This is a genomic window from Bartonella sp. TT67HLJMS, from assembly GCF_042193375.1.
Classification (GTDB): domain Bacteria; phylum Pseudomonadota; class Alphaproteobacteria; order Rhizobiales; family Rhizobiaceae; genus Bartonella; species Bartonella grahamii.
In genome coordinates, this window is record NZ_JBHILP010000005.1 from 59,939 (window position 1) to 76,505 (window position 16,567).

9 protein-coding genes are annotated in these 16,567 nt (G+C 36.7%); 4 read left to right on the top strand and 5 right to left on the bottom strand.

Annotation, left to right across the window (positions count from 1 at the left end; translation table 11 throughout):
- Positions 1–259 precede the first annotated feature (259 nt).
- Both bafA (ACFIJQ_RS04215) and bafA (ACFIJQ_RS04220) read right to left on the bottom strand, forming a co-directional pair.
- Complete coding sequence (gene bafA / locus ACFIJQ_RS04215; RefSeq protein ID WP_273788366.1) at positions 260–2,824, bottom strand: BafA family autotransporter; 2,565 nt, start codon at positions 2,822–2,824, stop codon at positions 260–262.
- Positions 2,825–3,186: 362 nt separating this feature from the next.
- Positions 3,187–8,751 (bottom strand): BafA family autotransporter, encoded by a 5,565-nt coding sequence (bafA, locus tag ACFIJQ_RS04220; protein WP_375628686.1) that lies wholly within the window; start codon positions 8,749–8,751, stop codon positions 3,187–3,189.
- Between the two features lie 567 nt (positions 8,752–9,318).
- On the opposite strand from bafA (ACFIJQ_RS04220), the gene ACFIJQ_RS04225 reads away from it, so the two are divergent.
- Positions 9,319–10,608 carry an MFS transporter gene (locus ACFIJQ_RS04225; RefSeq protein ID WP_026500354.1) on the top strand — a complete coding sequence of 430 codons (1,290 nt, stop codon included), beginning with the start codon at positions 9,319–9,321 and terminating at the stop codon, positions 10,606–10,608.
- On the opposite strand, the gene ACFIJQ_RS04230 is transcribed toward ACFIJQ_RS04225, so the two are convergent.
- The 3 genes from ACFIJQ_RS04230 to ACFIJQ_RS04240 are packed head-to-tail and all read right to left on the bottom strand — an operon-like array spanning position 10,605 to position 11,480.
- On the bottom strand, positions 10,605–10,868 hold the full coding sequence (locus ACFIJQ_RS04230; protein ID WP_012754973.1) for a hypothetical protein: 264 nt from the start codon (positions 10,866–10,868) through the stop codon (positions 10,605–10,607). The two genes, ACFIJQ_RS04225 and ACFIJQ_RS04230, sit on opposite strands and share 4 nt — an antisense overlap.
- Positions 10,858–11,034, bottom strand: coding sequence for a hypothetical protein (locus tag ACFIJQ_RS04235; protein WP_012754972.1), 177 nt, complete (start codon positions 11,032–11,034; stop codon positions 10,858–10,860). The genes ACFIJQ_RS04230 and ACFIJQ_RS04235 overlap by 11 nt, the downstream gene beginning before the upstream one ends.
- Positions 11,034–11,480 (bottom strand): DNA polymerase III subunit chi, encoded by a 447-nt coding sequence (locus ACFIJQ_RS04240; protein ID WP_012754971.1) that lies wholly within the window; start codon positions 11,478–11,480, stop codon positions 11,034–11,036. The genes ACFIJQ_RS04235 and ACFIJQ_RS04240 overlap by 1 nt, the downstream gene beginning before the upstream one ends.
- A 397-nt stretch (positions 11,481–11,877) precedes the next feature.
- On the opposite strand from ACFIJQ_RS04240, the gene lptF reads away from it, so the two are divergent.
- From lptF to ACFIJQ_RS04255, 3 genes are read left to right on the top strand one after another with little or no spacing between them, the layout of a single operon-like run.
- The gene (gene lptF, locus ACFIJQ_RS04245) at positions 11,878–13,068 is read left to right on the top strand and encodes an LPS export ABC transporter permease LptF (RefSeq protein WP_273788478.1); all 1,191 of its coding nucleotides are present in this window, start codon (positions 11,878–11,880) and stop codon (positions 13,066–13,068) included.
- The gene (gene lptG, locus ACFIJQ_RS04250) at positions 13,065–14,156 is read left to right on the top strand and encodes an LPS export ABC transporter permease LptG (RefSeq protein ID WP_273788479.1); all 1,092 of its coding nucleotides are present in this window, start codon (positions 13,065–13,067) and stop codon (positions 14,154–14,156) included. Before lptF ends, lptG begins: the two co-directional genes overlap by 4 nt.
- Entirely contained in the window at positions 14,157–16,517 is a 2,361-nt protein-coding gene (locus ACFIJQ_RS04255; RefSeq protein WP_375628690.1) for an LPS-assembly protein LptD, read from the top strand. It begins immediately after the preceding gene.
- Positions 16,518–16,567 lie beyond the last annotated feature (50 nt).

Below are 16,567 nucleotides of genomic sequence, written 5' to 3' on the forward strand. Positions count from 1 at the left end.
TCTATAAGCAGTTAGAAAATTCTAACTTAAGGCAGAAAATCTGAATAAAATTCAAACTGTTCACTTGAGTTCAAGGAACAATTTTCAATATTTGAAGTTATAGATGAAAAAAACGCTCGTGCCTTCAAAGGAGAGTATAAAGATATCCTTACTGTTTGAGAAGATCTCTACACTCTCGAGAAGATAAAATCGAGCGTTATCTGTTTAAGCTTGCAAAACAATTACATTCATAAAGTTAATCAGCCGCGTACACACATATTTAGAAACTATAGCGTAATCCTAAAATAGCTTGAAGAGCATTCTTAATCTTATGTCCTTTTAGATAATGTGCTTCCGCATAAAGTGTCAGTTTATCATTGACCGAACCGTTTACACCAATTCCCAATTTACCTGCATTACCCGATAAGTCTGTAATAAATTTATGCTGGTTATTAATTGTCGTATAATTATTATTTACATTCTCACGCAACCAAGCTGCTATAATGTAAGCTGTTAATGAAGTTTCTGAATTCACAAAGAATTCATGTCCTGCAGTTAATCCAACTTCACTGCGGAATGAAACCAATGGGCTTAGATCACCTATCATTCCATTTGAAAGTTTTATTTTTTTACCTTCAACCTGCAAACCTGTTAGCTTGATATAAGGCTGCATCCAAGTATTCTGTGCCGGTGTAAAATAACAACCAATTTCAAATGACCCACCTATCGCCCACTGATTGTAATGACTTTGAATAGCTAAACCATTCGTGGAGATAGCTTTCAAATTATCTCGGTAATAATTATATTTCAAAACACCATCCATATACCATCCGCGATGATCAAAATAAGTTGCATAAGTTCCAATGCTATAAGAACTCAGATCACTATTACCACCTCGTGCATGAGAAATACGTGCTTGATCATAACTACCGAAACCACCAACATACAACTCTCCATGTCTTAATTCACTCAACTGATCAGCACCAAAGACTAAACCTGTCTGCCCAAGCTTAAAGTGTGTATGTCCTGTCGCAATACGTTCTCTGCTCTTAATCGCATAAGTCCATAGTTCGACATCTTTCCTATTTCTGTTCCAAATTTTTCTACCATTCCTTACAATTTGCAACTCATTGTTAAAAACAAGTCCAGGAACTACGGATAACGTTAATACTGCATCTGTAGAGGGTGTTGTTGATGTCTCACCAGGAACAAAAGGATTTGCTGGATCTGGAATAGAGGTTTCTGGTCCACTGAGGCGGTCTGCAGATAAAAACCACACTTTTCCATTTTCATCCTTTCTTTCTTTCAAGTCATACATATAAGTTCCACCATCAATGGCGTTAATTTTGTCACCCTTAAGATCTGTCAGCGTAAAATGTGCGCCACCACTTTGATCCATAATTAAATCACGCTTATTTGAAAAAGGATCCGTGATTTCAACTCCAGAATCAGCAACACTTATCGTATGATTCCCAGCACCTTTCTCAACAAAGAGATAATCACCACGGTTATGGGCAATCGTAGTATTGAACGCGAAATGTAAATTTCCTGAAAGATTATTCACATGAAGCTGAGAATAATATGGATCAGAACCTGTAAACGAAAAAATAACACTCCCTTCACCACTTAATTTTTGTATCAAAGAACTTTTTCCATCAAACTCGTCAGTAATAGAGTACAGTTTTGTATCTTTTCCATTTAAAATAATATCTTCTACTATGGTACGATGTTGATCATTCCCAGCATAAAGATGAATCTGCCCAGAATGATTTACCTGTGTCTTGCCTTCTAATGTTGCCCCAGCATGCACCCATGATTTTGCTTCATCATTCATTGTTAGATTTTTTACAGATCCATCAGCATATATTTCCTGAATAGCGCTCTCATTTAAAGTAACTCCAATAGCCTTACCACCTTTTAAGATACGCTGTTTACCACCGCCAAAAACTTCTGTGTCAAATGCAAAACCACCATTTTTAGCACTTTGAGATTTTTTTCCAACCTCTTGTACGCCCCCTCGCATAACTTTCGTATCCCAAACTTTTCCGCCATCATATACTTTTTGTTGACCTAGTGTTTTATCTTGACCATAAATGACAATATGAGAAGCACTACTCCCTTTAACCTCTCCTCCAACATCCCCCTCCCCGAAAACAAGTTGCTCACCACCATAAATTTTAGTCCCCTCTACTTTTCCTCCATTTCCAACACTTTGTTGTCCACCTTCTTTAACGACAGCATTTTTTGAAAAGCCTTGTTTTCCCTTTAAAGCCTCAACATTTTCAATTCCACCATGTTCAATTTTACTATTCTCACTGAGACCTCCTGCATACACATAAAGCTCTGCACCATTCCTTACAGTGTTATTAATGGATCGCCCTGGGCTATCACTCTCGCCATCATTTGAAATGTATGCTTTACCTTCATTATCAAGGACATAATTTTCTAACAGCGCCCCATCTTTAATGAAGATAAGTTCAGGTTTTTTAAGAAACGCAATATTTTGTTCTTGTACATTATATCCGACATTGTCACGACGACTGCTGCCAAGCTCCTGTTGACTCGCAAACACTCTAGTGCCCTTATCCTCAGTAAAATCGCTAGGCTTTTTTAAAAAGTCTAATTCATTGCGCGCCCTTATAATAACATCATTAGATGCTCCAAGTATGCATCTTCCTGTTTTCATATCCTCATTGTATTGATCCTGAAATATTTTGCCATTTTCATAACTTGAAGATTGACAAAAAAGCGGTATTCCCCCCTCATTTGCAGCAGCAGCTTGTACAAAACAGCTGCTCAACATGAGTATCCAACAATGTCGTTTCCATTTATATTGTAGAGCCATATCCTCCCCCCTTCACGCCTGCATAGACACTAAACGTAATTAGCTCTACAAAACATATTTTCAACCTTAGATTGCAAACAATCCTTCTTAAAAATCCTCCTTATCTCATACAAAACTGTTCTCTACAGTTTTTTTAATACTTTTTTGATCAAGAATATAAGGGCGTTTTTATAGTGCTTCTTTAGCATTTTCTCGGAGTTTTCTTATCAAAGAAAAAAGTAATGCATAATAAAGTATATAAGGGTATACAGTTTATCGTGAAAAGCAAAGCCACATGCTCTGAAAAATTGTTCTCTGAACCTTCATTAAAGATCTTTAAAAACAATCATATATTTAAAGATAACCAAAAAATAACCATATAATTAAAAACTATAGCGTACACCTAAAATACCCTGAAAGGACTGTTTTGTTTTACGTCCTTTAACATAATGTGCCTCACCATATAACTTTAACTTCTCACTCACTAAACTGCTCAAACCGATTCCTAACTTACCTGCATTACCCGATAAGTCAGTGGTAAATGAATGCCGTTGATTAATCAATGTATGGTTGTCATCTTTATTCTCACGCAACCATGCTGCTGTAATATACGCAAGTGATGAGGAATCCATACGAGAACCAAATTCATATCCTAAAGATATGCCAACCTCACTGCGTAATGAAGTGAATGGACGCATGTTACCTATCATGTCATTCGATAACTTGATTTCTTTACCCTCAACTTGCAACCATGTAAATTGTCCATAAGGCTGCAACCAACTGCTCTTTGACGTCTTAAGTCGATAACCTGCTTCAAAGGAAGTGCCCACCGCCCATTGCCTATAGCTTCCTTCAATCCCTAAACCATTCGTTGAAACTGCCTTTAGAGTATTCTGATAATGATTATATTTTAAAATACCATCTAAATACCATCCACTATGATCCAAATAAGTGACATAAGCGCCAATGCCATAAGCATTGATACCGCTCATACCACCCCGTGCATGCGCAATGCGTGCGCGGTCATAACTGCCAAAACCACCTATATAAAATTCTCCATTTTCCCACTCGCTTAAACTATTGATCCCTAAAACAATACCTGTCTGATCCAACTTAAAATCTATATGCTCTGTAGCAATACTCTCTTTAGACTTGATCGCATAGCTCCATAAAGCTGCATTCTTGTTACTTTTATCTAGAATTCCTCTTCCCGCACGCACGGTTTGCATTTCATTGTGAAAAACCATCGCTGGAGCCACAGACATAGACAATACCGCATCTGTAGAGGGAGTGGTTAAAAAGTGAGAAACTGAAAGCGTCTCTCTCAATTGTGGAGAAGGCTGTTCTTTATGAACTGGACGCAAAATCATTTGATCTGCTAAAGATTGTGAAGATTCTGAAACAACAGCCTGTTGCTTTCCATCAGAAAAATGAAGAGAACTTGCTGGATATGCCCCTCCAATAATTTGACTTCCAAGAGTTGAAACAGTTAGAGATACAGAAGCTGGAGATTTTTGCCTTAAGTTTTGGCGGTTTTCTCTTCGATGTAGCAACTTACTAGCATGCTCTTTTGTAACTGTAATAGTTGAAAGAGAAGAATCTGATTGATTTTGATTTAAATGCCGCGCAGACCTGCTCCTACTACGTGGCAAACTGTTGAGAAATGAAACATTATCAATAAATACCGCAGATAAATACCAAACTTTTTCACCCCCATCCTCATCAATTCTCTGTTTTAAACCATACATATAGGTTCCGCCATCAATAGTTTTAACATTTGCACCAGAAAAGCTTCTCAGAGTAAAATGTGCTCCTCCACTTTGATCAACAATTAAATCAAGTTCTGTCGAAGAAGGATCAACAATTTCAATACCGGAATCTACAATACTTATTGTGTGAGAACCACGGCCATTCTTGATAAAGAGATAATCACCCTCTCCTTCTGCAAGGCTGACATTAAAATCGAAATGTAGACTCCCAAAAAGATTATCAATATAAAGCTTAGAGTAATGTAAATTGGATTCTATAGAAGTAAAAATAATATTTCCCACACCGCTTAGCTTCTTAATATAGGTTTCTGTGTTTCCATATCCAGTAGAAATAGAGTATAATTTAGCGTTTTCTCCTTCTAAATTAATATCGTCTACTGTTGTCTGAGAATTTTTATATTCAGTATAAAAGCTATTATTTCCAGCATAAAGATGGACTTGTCCAAAATCATGAATCTTTATTTTTCCTTCCAACATCGCACCAGCAAAAACCCATGAATTGGCTCCTTCTTTAATTGTTAGATTTTTTACAATGCTACCAGCATGAACTTCTTGAGCAGCATGGCGGTGTAAAGTCACAATATCCGCCTCTCCCCCTGCCAATACCCGCTGTACCCCACCCTCAAAAACCTCAGTATTTACGGCTAAGCCACCACTTTTTTGTACAAAACTATCATCATCTGCAAACCATTTAGCAAGAGTTTGTATTCCTCCACTCATCACTTTTGTTCCCACAGCCATCCCATCATCATATATATTCTGCTGTCCCGGCGTGTCACCTTGACCATAAAGTGTCGTGTTATAAGTGCTGCTCCCCACAATTTCACCATTTACATAACCCTCTCCGAAAACAAACTGCTCACCACCATAAATTTCAGCTCTCAATGCGGATCCTCCTCCCTCCACTCTTTGTTTTCCACCCTCGTAAATAATCGTAAATTCTGAGATACCCTGTTCCCCTACAATCTCTGAACCACCATTTTCAATTGTTGTATTCTTACTAAAACCACCAGTCTTAACATAGAGTGTTGCAGTTTCTGGAACTGTATTATTAATGGATAATTTAAAATCATCCGTTTCTCCATCACCAGCAATATAAACTATGCTATTGTCACCGAGTATGGAGTTTTGTAAATTTTTTTCACCTAGACCAGTAATGAAATCCTCTGCATAAAAATTGAAATCACCTGTATAAGAATTGGTTATAGAATCTTCCGAAGGAGAAACAGTATTGTCTTGCTCAAAAGAGTTATCTATAGGCAACTCCGTATGAGATGGAGAAAAGATAGGAGTAGAAATTTTTTCCAATGTAGATGATGTCGATAAAGACCAAATCTTTCCACCGTTATGATCTTTTTTCTTTAGAGCGTACATATAGACTCCATTATCAACAGTAGCTATCTCTTCACCCCCGAAATCTATCAGAGTAAAATGCGCATTTCCGCTTTGATCATGAATTAAATCAAGCTCCAAAACTAAATTCTGATTTTGTAGAAGAGAATTGGTCACTTCAGCACCAGAATCGATAACGCTGATGGTGTGATGACCTGCTCCTTTTTTTATAAGAAGATAATCACCGCGCTGTTCTGCAAAATTAGTATTAAACCTAAAATGTAAATTACCTGAAAGATTATCGACCTCAAGTTTAGAGTAATGTGGATTAAACACGGTAGAAGTAAAAACAACGCGTCCATCCCCGCTTAGATCCTCAATCAAAGAGCTTTCACCATCCATCTTGGAAGCAATAGAGTATAATGTGGTATCTTTGCCATTTAAAACAATTTTTTCTACTTCAGTATGAGATTGCTCAGCACCAGCATAAAGATAAATCCGTCCAGAATCATGAATCATGGTGTTTCCTTCTAATGTTGCACCAGAATGTAACCACGATTGTGCTTGATCCTTAATCGTTAAATCTTTTACATAGCCTCCTAAATCTATTGCTTGAAAAGCATTCCCTTGTAAGAGAACACCAATCGCGATTCCTCCTGCTAAAACGTGTTGTTCTCCACCAGAAAAGATCTTCGTATCAAATGCAAAACTGCTATAATGGTCTAGATCTTTTTCCACAAAAAGATTTTGTACCCCTCCTTCCATGATCTTTGTGCTAAAAACCTCTCCATCATCATACACATTCTGGTATCCTAGCACTCCATTTTTACCAGAAACGACAGTGTCATAGGCGCTACTCCTTACCATCTCACCTTTGATATCAGACTTTCCTGAAACAAACTGCTCACCACCGTAAATTTGAGCCCCTTCAGTTTTCCCCCCATCTTCAACCTTTTGTTTTCCCCCTCTCTTAACTGTACTATCCTGTGAAAGACCCTGTGTTCTAATAAGTTCAGTACCGCCTCTTTGAATTGTCGTATACAGGCTAAAACCACCGTTATAAACGGAAAGCTTTCCAGCATCTTTAACTATATTACTAATTGAAGTTTCTCTATTGCTATCAACTTTCTCACTGTTACTATCAAAGCTAGGATCAGCAATCGTAACAATCATTCCCTTTTCAATTGTGCGTTCTGTGAGATCATTCGATAATGAAGCCATCGCAGATGGTTGCAAGTTAAAATCAGAAAATAAAGAGGTATTTTCCTCATCAAGAGCATAATTCGCATCTAAATACCAAATTTTACCATTGCTCTTATTTTTTCTATGTTTCAAACTGTACATATAGGTTCCGGCATCAATAGCTCTGATTTTTTCACCAAAAGTGTTTGTCAGAGTAAAATGAGCGTTTCCACTATGATCAGAAATTAATTTAAGCTTTTTGTGGGAAGGGGTTGTAACCTCACCTCCAGAATCAGTAATACTTATTGTATGATAACCTGAACCACTTTTTTTAATAACAAGATAATCACTAAGATGCTTGGCAAAGTTGACATTAAACTCAAAATGTAAAGAACCTGATAGATCATCAATATTAAGCTTAGAGTAATGCTTATCAGCCCCAAAAGATGTAAAAATAACTCTGCCACTTCCAGTTAAATTCTGGATATTAACCTGAGAGAGAGTAGCGTTATTTTCAGTTGCAATAGAGTATAACTTGGCATCTTCTCCATTTAAAATAAGATTTTCTACTTCTGTAACAGCTTCACCATTCCCAGCATAAAGATAGAGGTTGCCAAAATCATTAACATTTGTATCCTTATCTAATATTGCACCAGCAAAAACCCATGATTGTGCTTGGTGATTAATTGTTAGATTATCCGCGTATCCAGAATCATATATCTTCTGAGTAGCTCTATCATATAAAGTAACTTCGCTCGCATTCCCTCCTGCTAAGATATTCTGCACACCATTTTTAAAAAGTTCGGTACTAAGTGCAAAAGCCCCCTCATTGATTGTAAAATCCTCATTTTCTGTATCAGCTGTATCAGTATCTTCTGAGAATCCGTTATTAAAATTCTCTTTACCATCAAGATTCTGGACACCTCCTTTCATAACCTTTGTGTCAACAACCATCCCCCCACTATAGACACTTTGTAGTCCTAGGATTCCATCTTCAGCATAAATTTCGGTGTTATAAGCACTACTTTCCTTATCTTTACGCAACAAACCAGTTCCAAGGACCCCCTTACCAAAAATAATCTGCTCACCACCATAGATTTTAGCCCCCTCAGCATTTGCACCACTCTCAACAATTTGTTTACCACCTTTTTTAACAGTGGCGTATTCTGAACTGCTCAGATTTTGGACGAATTCAATACCACCACTCTCAATTGTCGTATCCCTGCTAACACTTGCTGCATCAATGTAGAGTTTTCCACCTTCTTTAACCGTATTATTGATGGAATAGCCTGCATCTTCATATTTAAAGCTATTTATTTCAGAATCTTCAGAGTCACGATTAGTAATATAGATAGTAGCACCATCACTTATTATTGAATTTGTGAGTACTTCAAAGAATAGGTTTTCTAATCTCTTCCTTTCCTCTTCTGAATACTTACTTCCTTCTACTATCTGTTTATTCTCTATCCTTTTTGATCCCCCCTTTTTTTCTTTTAATCCCCTCACTTCCAATAACAATTTTTTTGTCTCTTCTAGATGTTCACTGATACTTACTGGTGTTAATAACTTTTCTTTTGGTGTCGCTACTCCATCTGCACTCGCAATCTTGACAAAAAAACCACTGGTCATTAATGCACAAAAACTTAATTTCAATTTGCGTTGCATTATTCACACTCCATAATTTCAAATTTAAATTCCCCCATTTAGAAAAAAGTGCATAGACCAAAACAACTCAATGCAATTGCTCAACCTCATGTTTTTTTAAGATAATAAAGCATTCGATGGACTAAACTCTGACAGATCAAATATACACCCTGTGTTTTAAAATGCATGCACAACTAAAAGATTTAATTTCTTTTTGATACGCTTAAAAAGTGTTATAATTACATCTATGGAAAAATATTTTTGAGATACCAAAGGCTGGTCTAAATAAGATTGATCCCTCAATAGATAAAATAAAAATGGCATTAAACATTAAAGGAAACAGTAATGTTAATGAGAGCGGCCTTTATATCCACATATTTCTTCCTCTACAGCATTTAAAACAGTGTCTTTATTCTACTTAACTTGGATAATCTAAAGAACACTTATTCATGCTCATCAAGCCATAATCATTGTTCTAATATATAAGAAACGTCATAATATCGACTCGACAGTGATTTGAAATTTTTATAATTATAGTCAGTTAACTCATCATTTGATTTGTCATATACTGAAAGGGACATTCTATTCATGTCTATAAACTTAGAAATACAAGGTACAAGAAACAGAAATTCCCCTCGTCGCATTTTGTTTGCAAGCCTTATTGGCCCAACAATTGAATTCTTTGATTTCTATGTCTTTGCCACTGCCGCAGCTCTCATATTTCCTCATGTGTTTTTTCCAACACAAAATGATCAGATTGCCATTTTACAATCTTTCCTGATCTTTGGAGCGGCCTTTTTTGCCAGGCCCTTTGGATCAATTGTTTTTGGACATTTTGGAGATAAAATTGGAAGAAAAGCAACACTTATTGCTTCTCTTCTCACAATGGGTCTTTCAACAGTCATTATTGGTTTTCTTCCTACTTATGAAACCGCTGGATGGTTTGCCCCTTTCCTCTTGACCTTGTGCCGTATTGGACAGGGAATGGGATTAGGAGGAGAATGGGGAGGAGCTGTTTTGCTCGCAACAGAAAATGCCCCTCCAGAAAAGCGCGGCTGGTACGCGATGTTCCCCCAATTGGGTGTTCCAATCGGTTTATTTTTATCTATTGCCGTTTATTTAGGTCTGTTGCATTTCCTTGATCATGAAGAACTTTTAGCTTGGGGATGGCGCATTCCTTTTATTGCTTCAGTTGTTTTTATGATTATAGGATTATGGGTCCGTCTTTCAATCAATGAAACTGTTCAATTTAAAAAAACTCTTGAAAGTAAAGAACGTGTCAAAGTTCCTATCATCGATGTCTTTTTAAAATGTCCACGAATCCTATTTCTTGGAATATTTTCTGGTATGGCAACATTTGTTTTGTTTTACTTGGTCACCGCATATTTGTTAAGCTACTCAACAAACCATCTGCAATTGCCATTTTATCAAGCTCTTCAAGTCGAAATTGTTGGTGCTATTTTCTGTGGAATTTTTACTGTCATCACTGGAAAACTCGCTGATCGTATTAGACGTAGAACTTTGATGATTTGGGTTACAATCATCACCGGTATCTATTCTTTTGCAATTCCTTATTTCTTAAATTCTGGAGTTATAGGAGTCCTTGCAATGTCTGTTATCGGTTTGTCTATCATGGGGATGATATACAGTCCTCTTGGTGCTGTTTTGGCTTCACCATACCCAACAGCAATTCGATATACTGGTTCTTCTATTACTTTCAACTTATCGGGTATCGTAGGAGCCTCTCTTGCGCCTTATATTGCAGAATATCTGGTACAACATTTTGATACATCTTATATCGGTTATTATTTACTTCTTGCTTCTTTTATTTCACTGATTTGCTTCGTCGGATTTACAGATGATGAAATATCCAACTAAAATATAATAAAGAAGAATAAAATAAGTACTGGCAGCAAAAATGCTGCCAGTTTCATTTTTAAAGACATGGGTTGCGGTATTTTCCACCACAATATTCCCGCGAACAAGGCACTCAAAAAGAAAAATAAAAAATCTGCAATATTGCTTATATAAGCAACAGTAAACATTCCTGATAAGATATGTGTTGTTCCCAACCACGAAACGCAAAAAAAAGCCAATATCACAGCCCATAAAACAAGCAAAATTCGATCAATTATCATGATGCCGTTTCATTTTTTTAATTGTAGGCCATATCTTTAATATGCCTAAAAGAAAAATCACAATAAAAACCCAACGCCCTCCCCCTGATCCTTTCGCAATAAAAAGCGCTGGATTTACTATTCCTATCAATCCTATAAAAATCAGAACAACAGAGATGAGACGCATTAAACCTGTTTTTCCCAACAACGATCTTCAGTCTGTTGCCAATACGTTAAATTATGATTTTCCATTTTATATTTTTTCCACTGTGCACGAACAAGACTCAACTGCTCATCATCTCTACCATCAAATATCACAACAAGCCGTTGATAAGTATCAATATTCGAACATACGGCTCCCTCTATGAGAAAACGAATCTTTGAATCATTCGGATTTTCTTGTCCTGTCGTCAGAAATACAGGCTGAAAGTTTGAATATTGATCACACTCAGTTCCATGTCCAATAAATGATTCATCCGCATAAACCCATAAATGCATATCCATAGAATCGCGTTGTTCTTCACTTACACATTGTATTGTTACCTTACCAAAACGAGCCAATGCACGCTCTACAAGCGTTGGTAAAATATCTTTCAGCGTTGACTGCGTCAAATGATAGAATAGAATATCCAACCTCTTAAGCCCTCATCACCCTTTATAAAAAGCTAACATCTTTTTTAGAGAAACTTCCATACCCACAGTATAAAAGGAAACGGTTCAAGATATAAACCCTCTTTTTTGATTGAGATGCATTATCCTTTTGCACGTGTCTTTAAAAGACAAAAAATTTTAATTTCAACGTTAATAAAAATTTTTTTAAGTTATTTTCTAGATTCTTTGTAGACTATAGTTGAAAATAAAATATAATGTACGGAAAATTTAAAGAGGACCTCATAGGCAATTTTATATTATTTATTTGGTTAAAATATCCAATTCATAGAAGGATATTTTTTCGAACTTTATTACATTTTAACCGAAAGCAGTAAAAATATTTGCTATCGAATTAAAGACTGAGGATTTTCCCCAATTTATGCGTATTATTGAGTTCTACATCCTGAAACGTGTCCTTGTTTTGTTTAGTTCTGTTATGATTGCAGCAGTGGGCGTTAGTTGGACAGTACAAATTCTCGCACGGATAAACTTTCTCACAACAAGTAAACAAACACTCCTCACAGTCTTACAATTTTCACTCTCATTGGTTCCTTCTGTTGTTTTTCTTGTCATTCCATTTGCATTAGTGATCGCAATTACAACCATCCTTTCAGCAATGCATCAAGACTCAGAACTTGCTGTCATCAATGCCTCTGGTTTTCCTAAAAGTACTGTTTGGAAACCTATTCTTCTTCTTGCTATTGTTGCATCCTGTATCTCCTTTTCTATAGCTAATTTTGTTGTTCCTCAAGCGCGTCTTCATATGCGACAAATGCTAGCAAGCGCTCATTTTGATCTTATTAATCTATTCATTAATGAAGGAAGCTTCCAAAAACTCGCCAATAACCTTTACATAGAAATTGGCGAACGAAATCCAAATGGAACACTTGAACGCCTTTTCATTGCCGACCAGCGTGATCCTAAGACTGATCTTTTTTATTATGCAACAGACGCATCCATTGTGAGCAATAAAAACGGTAGTTTTCTGGTTCTCAATAACGGTGAAATAGAAAGAGTCAACCATCAAAATAACAGTGTTTCAATCGTTCAATTTAGCTCATATACTTTTAGCCTAGGGGAGTTTATCCCCAGTGATAAAGCACCTACTCTTTATCCAAAAGATCGATCTCTTTCTTATTTACAAAACCCTGATCCAAAAGATCCCTACTATCAACGAAAACCACTCCAATATAAAGCTGAGTTTCATCGCAGATTAACACAATGGCTCTACCCTATTGTTTTTTCACTTATTGCATTAGCAGCAGCAGGGGATGTATGCTCCCATCGACAAGCTCGTCATTCCGCAAATTTCTCAGCAATTGCCCTTTCTTTTCTGGTGTATTGGATAGGATATTTTTTCGCAGAAAAAGCAAAGAACGATCTTGCATACGTTCCACTCCTTTATATTATGCCCATAGGGACAAGTGCATTTGTCTTTTTTATGCTTTTAACGAATCATAAAATTGGGCTCCCCACAAAAGTTAATGAGATTATTCAAATCGCTTTCCAAAAAGTAATGAACAAATTTGAACATCGAAAATCTCAAGATTCCTCGGATGAAATATCATGATTGGGTGGACACTTGGACGATACTTTTTTATACGTTATCTTAAAATAACTTGTTATTTCTGGGGAAGCATTTTTGTTCTTGCTCTTTTAATCGATTTCACAGAGAACTCCGGTAGGCTATCCTCCATTCCGCATCATACAGCAAAAGATGCATTTTTCCTCTCTGTTTTACGCATCCCTTTTATCATGCAACAACTTATCCCTTTCATTGCACTCTTTTCTGCAATGGCAACACTTATCTCGCTCAACAAAAAACTTGAACTTGTGGTGACTCGTTCAATCGGTGTTTCTGCATGGCAATTTCTTATGCCAGCTTGTTTGGGAGCTTTTCTTTTGGGATTATTTTCAATTCTCCTCATTAACCCACTTGCTGCATGGGGATTTTCTCAAGCAGAAAAAAAGATGACTGAATGGCGCAATAACAATGTACTAACACCTCTTCATAATACAGGTATCCACTGGTTAACACAACGTACAAATTTAGGCAGAACAACCATTGGTGCTAAATTTATCACCGACCAAGGACTTTCTCTTCTCGATGCAACCTTTGTACAATACAATGACAACGCAACCGTCAAAAATTGGATTAACACCCCAAAAGCAACCTTGACTAATGGATCTTGGCTATTAACAAATGGAACAATCTATAAAATAGGGCATCCTCCTGAAAAATTTACCGTGTTGCAAATAAAAACCAATCTAAAACCTGAATTTTTAACGGAACGTTTAGCGAATCCCGCGACTATTCCATTTTACCAATTGCCAAAAAAAATTATGATTGCACGTTCATTTGGCTATTCTGCTAATAATTTTGATATGTATTTCCAATCTTTGATTGCATTACCGGCATTGCTTGTGGCAATGACCCTCATTGCAGCAACTGTATCTTTAAATTTTACGCGTTTCGGACAATCTAGAACGTTGATTCTTGGTGGAGTAATAGCTGGGTTTATGCTTTATGTTATTTCCGTACTTGTTCAAGCTTTTGGTAATGCTGGATATATTCCACCAATTATTGCAGCTTGGACACCCGTTGTTATTGCGTTATTCTTAGGAATCTCTTTTTTACTTCATAAAGAGGATGGCTAAGTGAAAGCATTAACACTTAAAAAAATTATTTTAAAAAAATTAAGTGCTCTCGCTTTTAAAAGTGTTATGGGAGTTATTTTAGGAGGCGCTTTGTCTTATTGTGCACACGCTCAAAGCCTTATGTCTCCTTCTCAAAGTCGCATTCGAAATCCGGAACGTCCTCTTTTGCTCTCTGCGGATGAACTCATCTACAATCGTGATGAAAACACTGTTTCTGCACAAGGTAATGTCCAAATCGAATATGATGGCAATAAAGTTGTCGCTCAAAAAATTATTTACAATCAAAAAACAGGACGGCTTATAGCACAAGGGAACGTTGAAATTACTGAAAAGGATGGTAATAAAATTTATTCCAACCAAATTGATATGACCAAAGATCTTGGCGAGGGTTTTGTAAACGCCTTACGTATTGATACAGCCAACAATGTTCACTTTTCAGCCCAAAATGCTACACGCAAAAACAATCACATAACAGTCTTTGAAAATGCAACCTATACAGCCTGTGAACCTTGCTCTTATAAACCAGATAGAGACGTCCTATGGAAAATTAAAGCAAGAAAGATCATATGGAATAATAGCATCAAAAAAATTCGGTTTGAAAATAGCAGTTTTGAAGTTTTTGGTGTCCCGATTATAAAATTTCCAAATTTTGAGATCTATGATCCAACTGTCAGGCGTGCTAGCGGTCTGCTTACTCCTCATTTTTTTTATACTGATTATCTCGGTATGGGGATAAAGAATTCTTATTTTTGGAATCTCGCCCCTCACTATGATTTTACCCTTTCTTCTACTGTTTATACCCAACAAGGGCTTTTAACCGAAGGGGAATGGCGTCAACGTTTTAAAATGGGCAGTTATAATATTCGCTTTGCTCATATATACCAAATGAAACGGCATAGATTTGATAATGATACGATTGATGCACAGCATAAAAACCGTTATATGCTGGCAACAAAAGGGGACTTTCGTATTAATTCACACTGGACTTATGGATGGGATATTCTTGCACAATCAGATCGGCATTTTAGTCGTGCCTATAAACTTGAAAACTATAGCAATCCTACACAACTTTCTCAGATCTATCTGAATGGTCTTGCAGGAAAAAATTATTTTGATATGCGTTTTTATCATTTTAAAGTTCAAGATTCAATATTGAATGATCCTCATTATGAACGTCACTCTCGGCAAGCTTGGGTCCTACCGCGCATCGATTATTTTTTCACACCAGATGAACCCATTTATAATGGAGAGCTTACCTTCCATAGTAATATGCAATCAATTTATCGCCGTCATACTGACTTCAGTTCTACCGACCAGAAAGGAAACCCTCTCAACATAGTAAGACTTTCTGGTATGGCTGGAAACAGTTTGCGTTTAACAAACGAGCTTCAGTGGAAAAAGCGCTTCAACACGCATAACGGACTCATCTTAACCCCCCTTCTCTCTCTACGAGCTGATATCATTACAACCAATGCAAGCGAAAATTATACAGCTTCTACAGAAAACAATTCCTCATCCGCAATTCATGGTTCAACAATTCGTGGCATGGCAACAGCAGGGTTGGAACTACGCTATCCCTTCCTTATTACAGCGGATCATTCTACACATATTATAGAACCAACCGCACAAATTTTTATACGCAATAATGAACAATATATTGGACAAATTCCTAATGAAGATGCTCAAAGCTTTGTCTTTGATGCAACCACTCTCTTTCAACGAGATAAATTTTCTGGTTATGATCGTGTAGAAGGTGGCACAAGAGCCAATATAGGTCTAAGATATTCTGGAAGCTTTAATGACAATTGGTCTCTTTATGGTCTTGTTGGACAATCCTTTCATCTAGCAGGAAAGAATTCTTTTGCAGAAAAGGACTTTGTCAATGTCGGTATTCATTCTAGCTTAGAGGCAAAACGTTCAGACTATGTTGCAATGTTTGGTGCAACCCATAAAAGTGGTTTTTCCTTAGAAACGCGTGGACGCTTTGATAAAAAAACAGGAAAAATCCGCCGTAGTGAAATCGAAGCATCACAAAAATGGCAAAATTTTTGGGCGGCTCTACAATATGCCTATATCGCAAAGCAACCAGATTATGAATATCCTCAAGAGCGCCAAGAAATTTCTTTTCAAACAGGACTTAAACTGGCAGATTATTGGTCTATTAATAGCAACGCCGGTTATGATTTAGTATCTGGTACATTTGTAAAGCGAGGAATTAGCTTGAATTATACAGATGAATGTTTCGGGGTAACATTCGGTTATCAACAGGTAACGAATCCGGGCAGGAAAACACCCTTGCAAAACTTTAATTTCTCTCTTTCATTGCGTACGATTGCAGATATCGGAAAAAAGATAGATTAATTTATAAAGAGAATGTATCAGTCATTTAACTTATCATTGTTTTTATGAAA

Bases quoted from the DNA above. Each gene is read 5' to 3' on its own strand.
- lptG (WP_273788479.1), top strand. From the start codon at position 13,065: ATGATTGGGTGGACACTTGGACGATACTTTTTTATACGTTATCTTAAA.
- ACFIJQ_RS04235 (WP_012754972.1), bottom strand. From the start codon at position 11,034: ATGCGTCTCATCTCTGTTGTTCTGATTTTTATAGGATTGATAGGAATA.
- bafA (WP_375628686.1), bottom strand. From the start codon at position 8,751: ATGCAACGCAAATTGAAATTAAGTTTTTGTGCATTAATGACCAGTGGT.
- bafA (WP_273788366.1), bottom strand. From the start codon at position 2,824: ATGGCTCTACAATATAAATGGAAACGACATTGTTGGATACTCATGTTG.
- ACFIJQ_RS04225 (WP_026500354.1), top strand. From the start codon at position 9,319: ATGTCTATAAACTTAGAAATACAAGGTACAAGAAACAGAAATTCCCCT.
- lptF (WP_273788478.1), top strand. From the start codon at position 11,878: ATGCGTATTATTGAGTTCTACATCCTGAAACGTGTCCTTGTTTTGTTT.
- ACFIJQ_RS04230 (WP_012754973.1), bottom strand. From the start codon at position 10,868: ATGATAATTGATCGAATTTTGCTTGTTTTATGGGCTGTGATATTGGCT.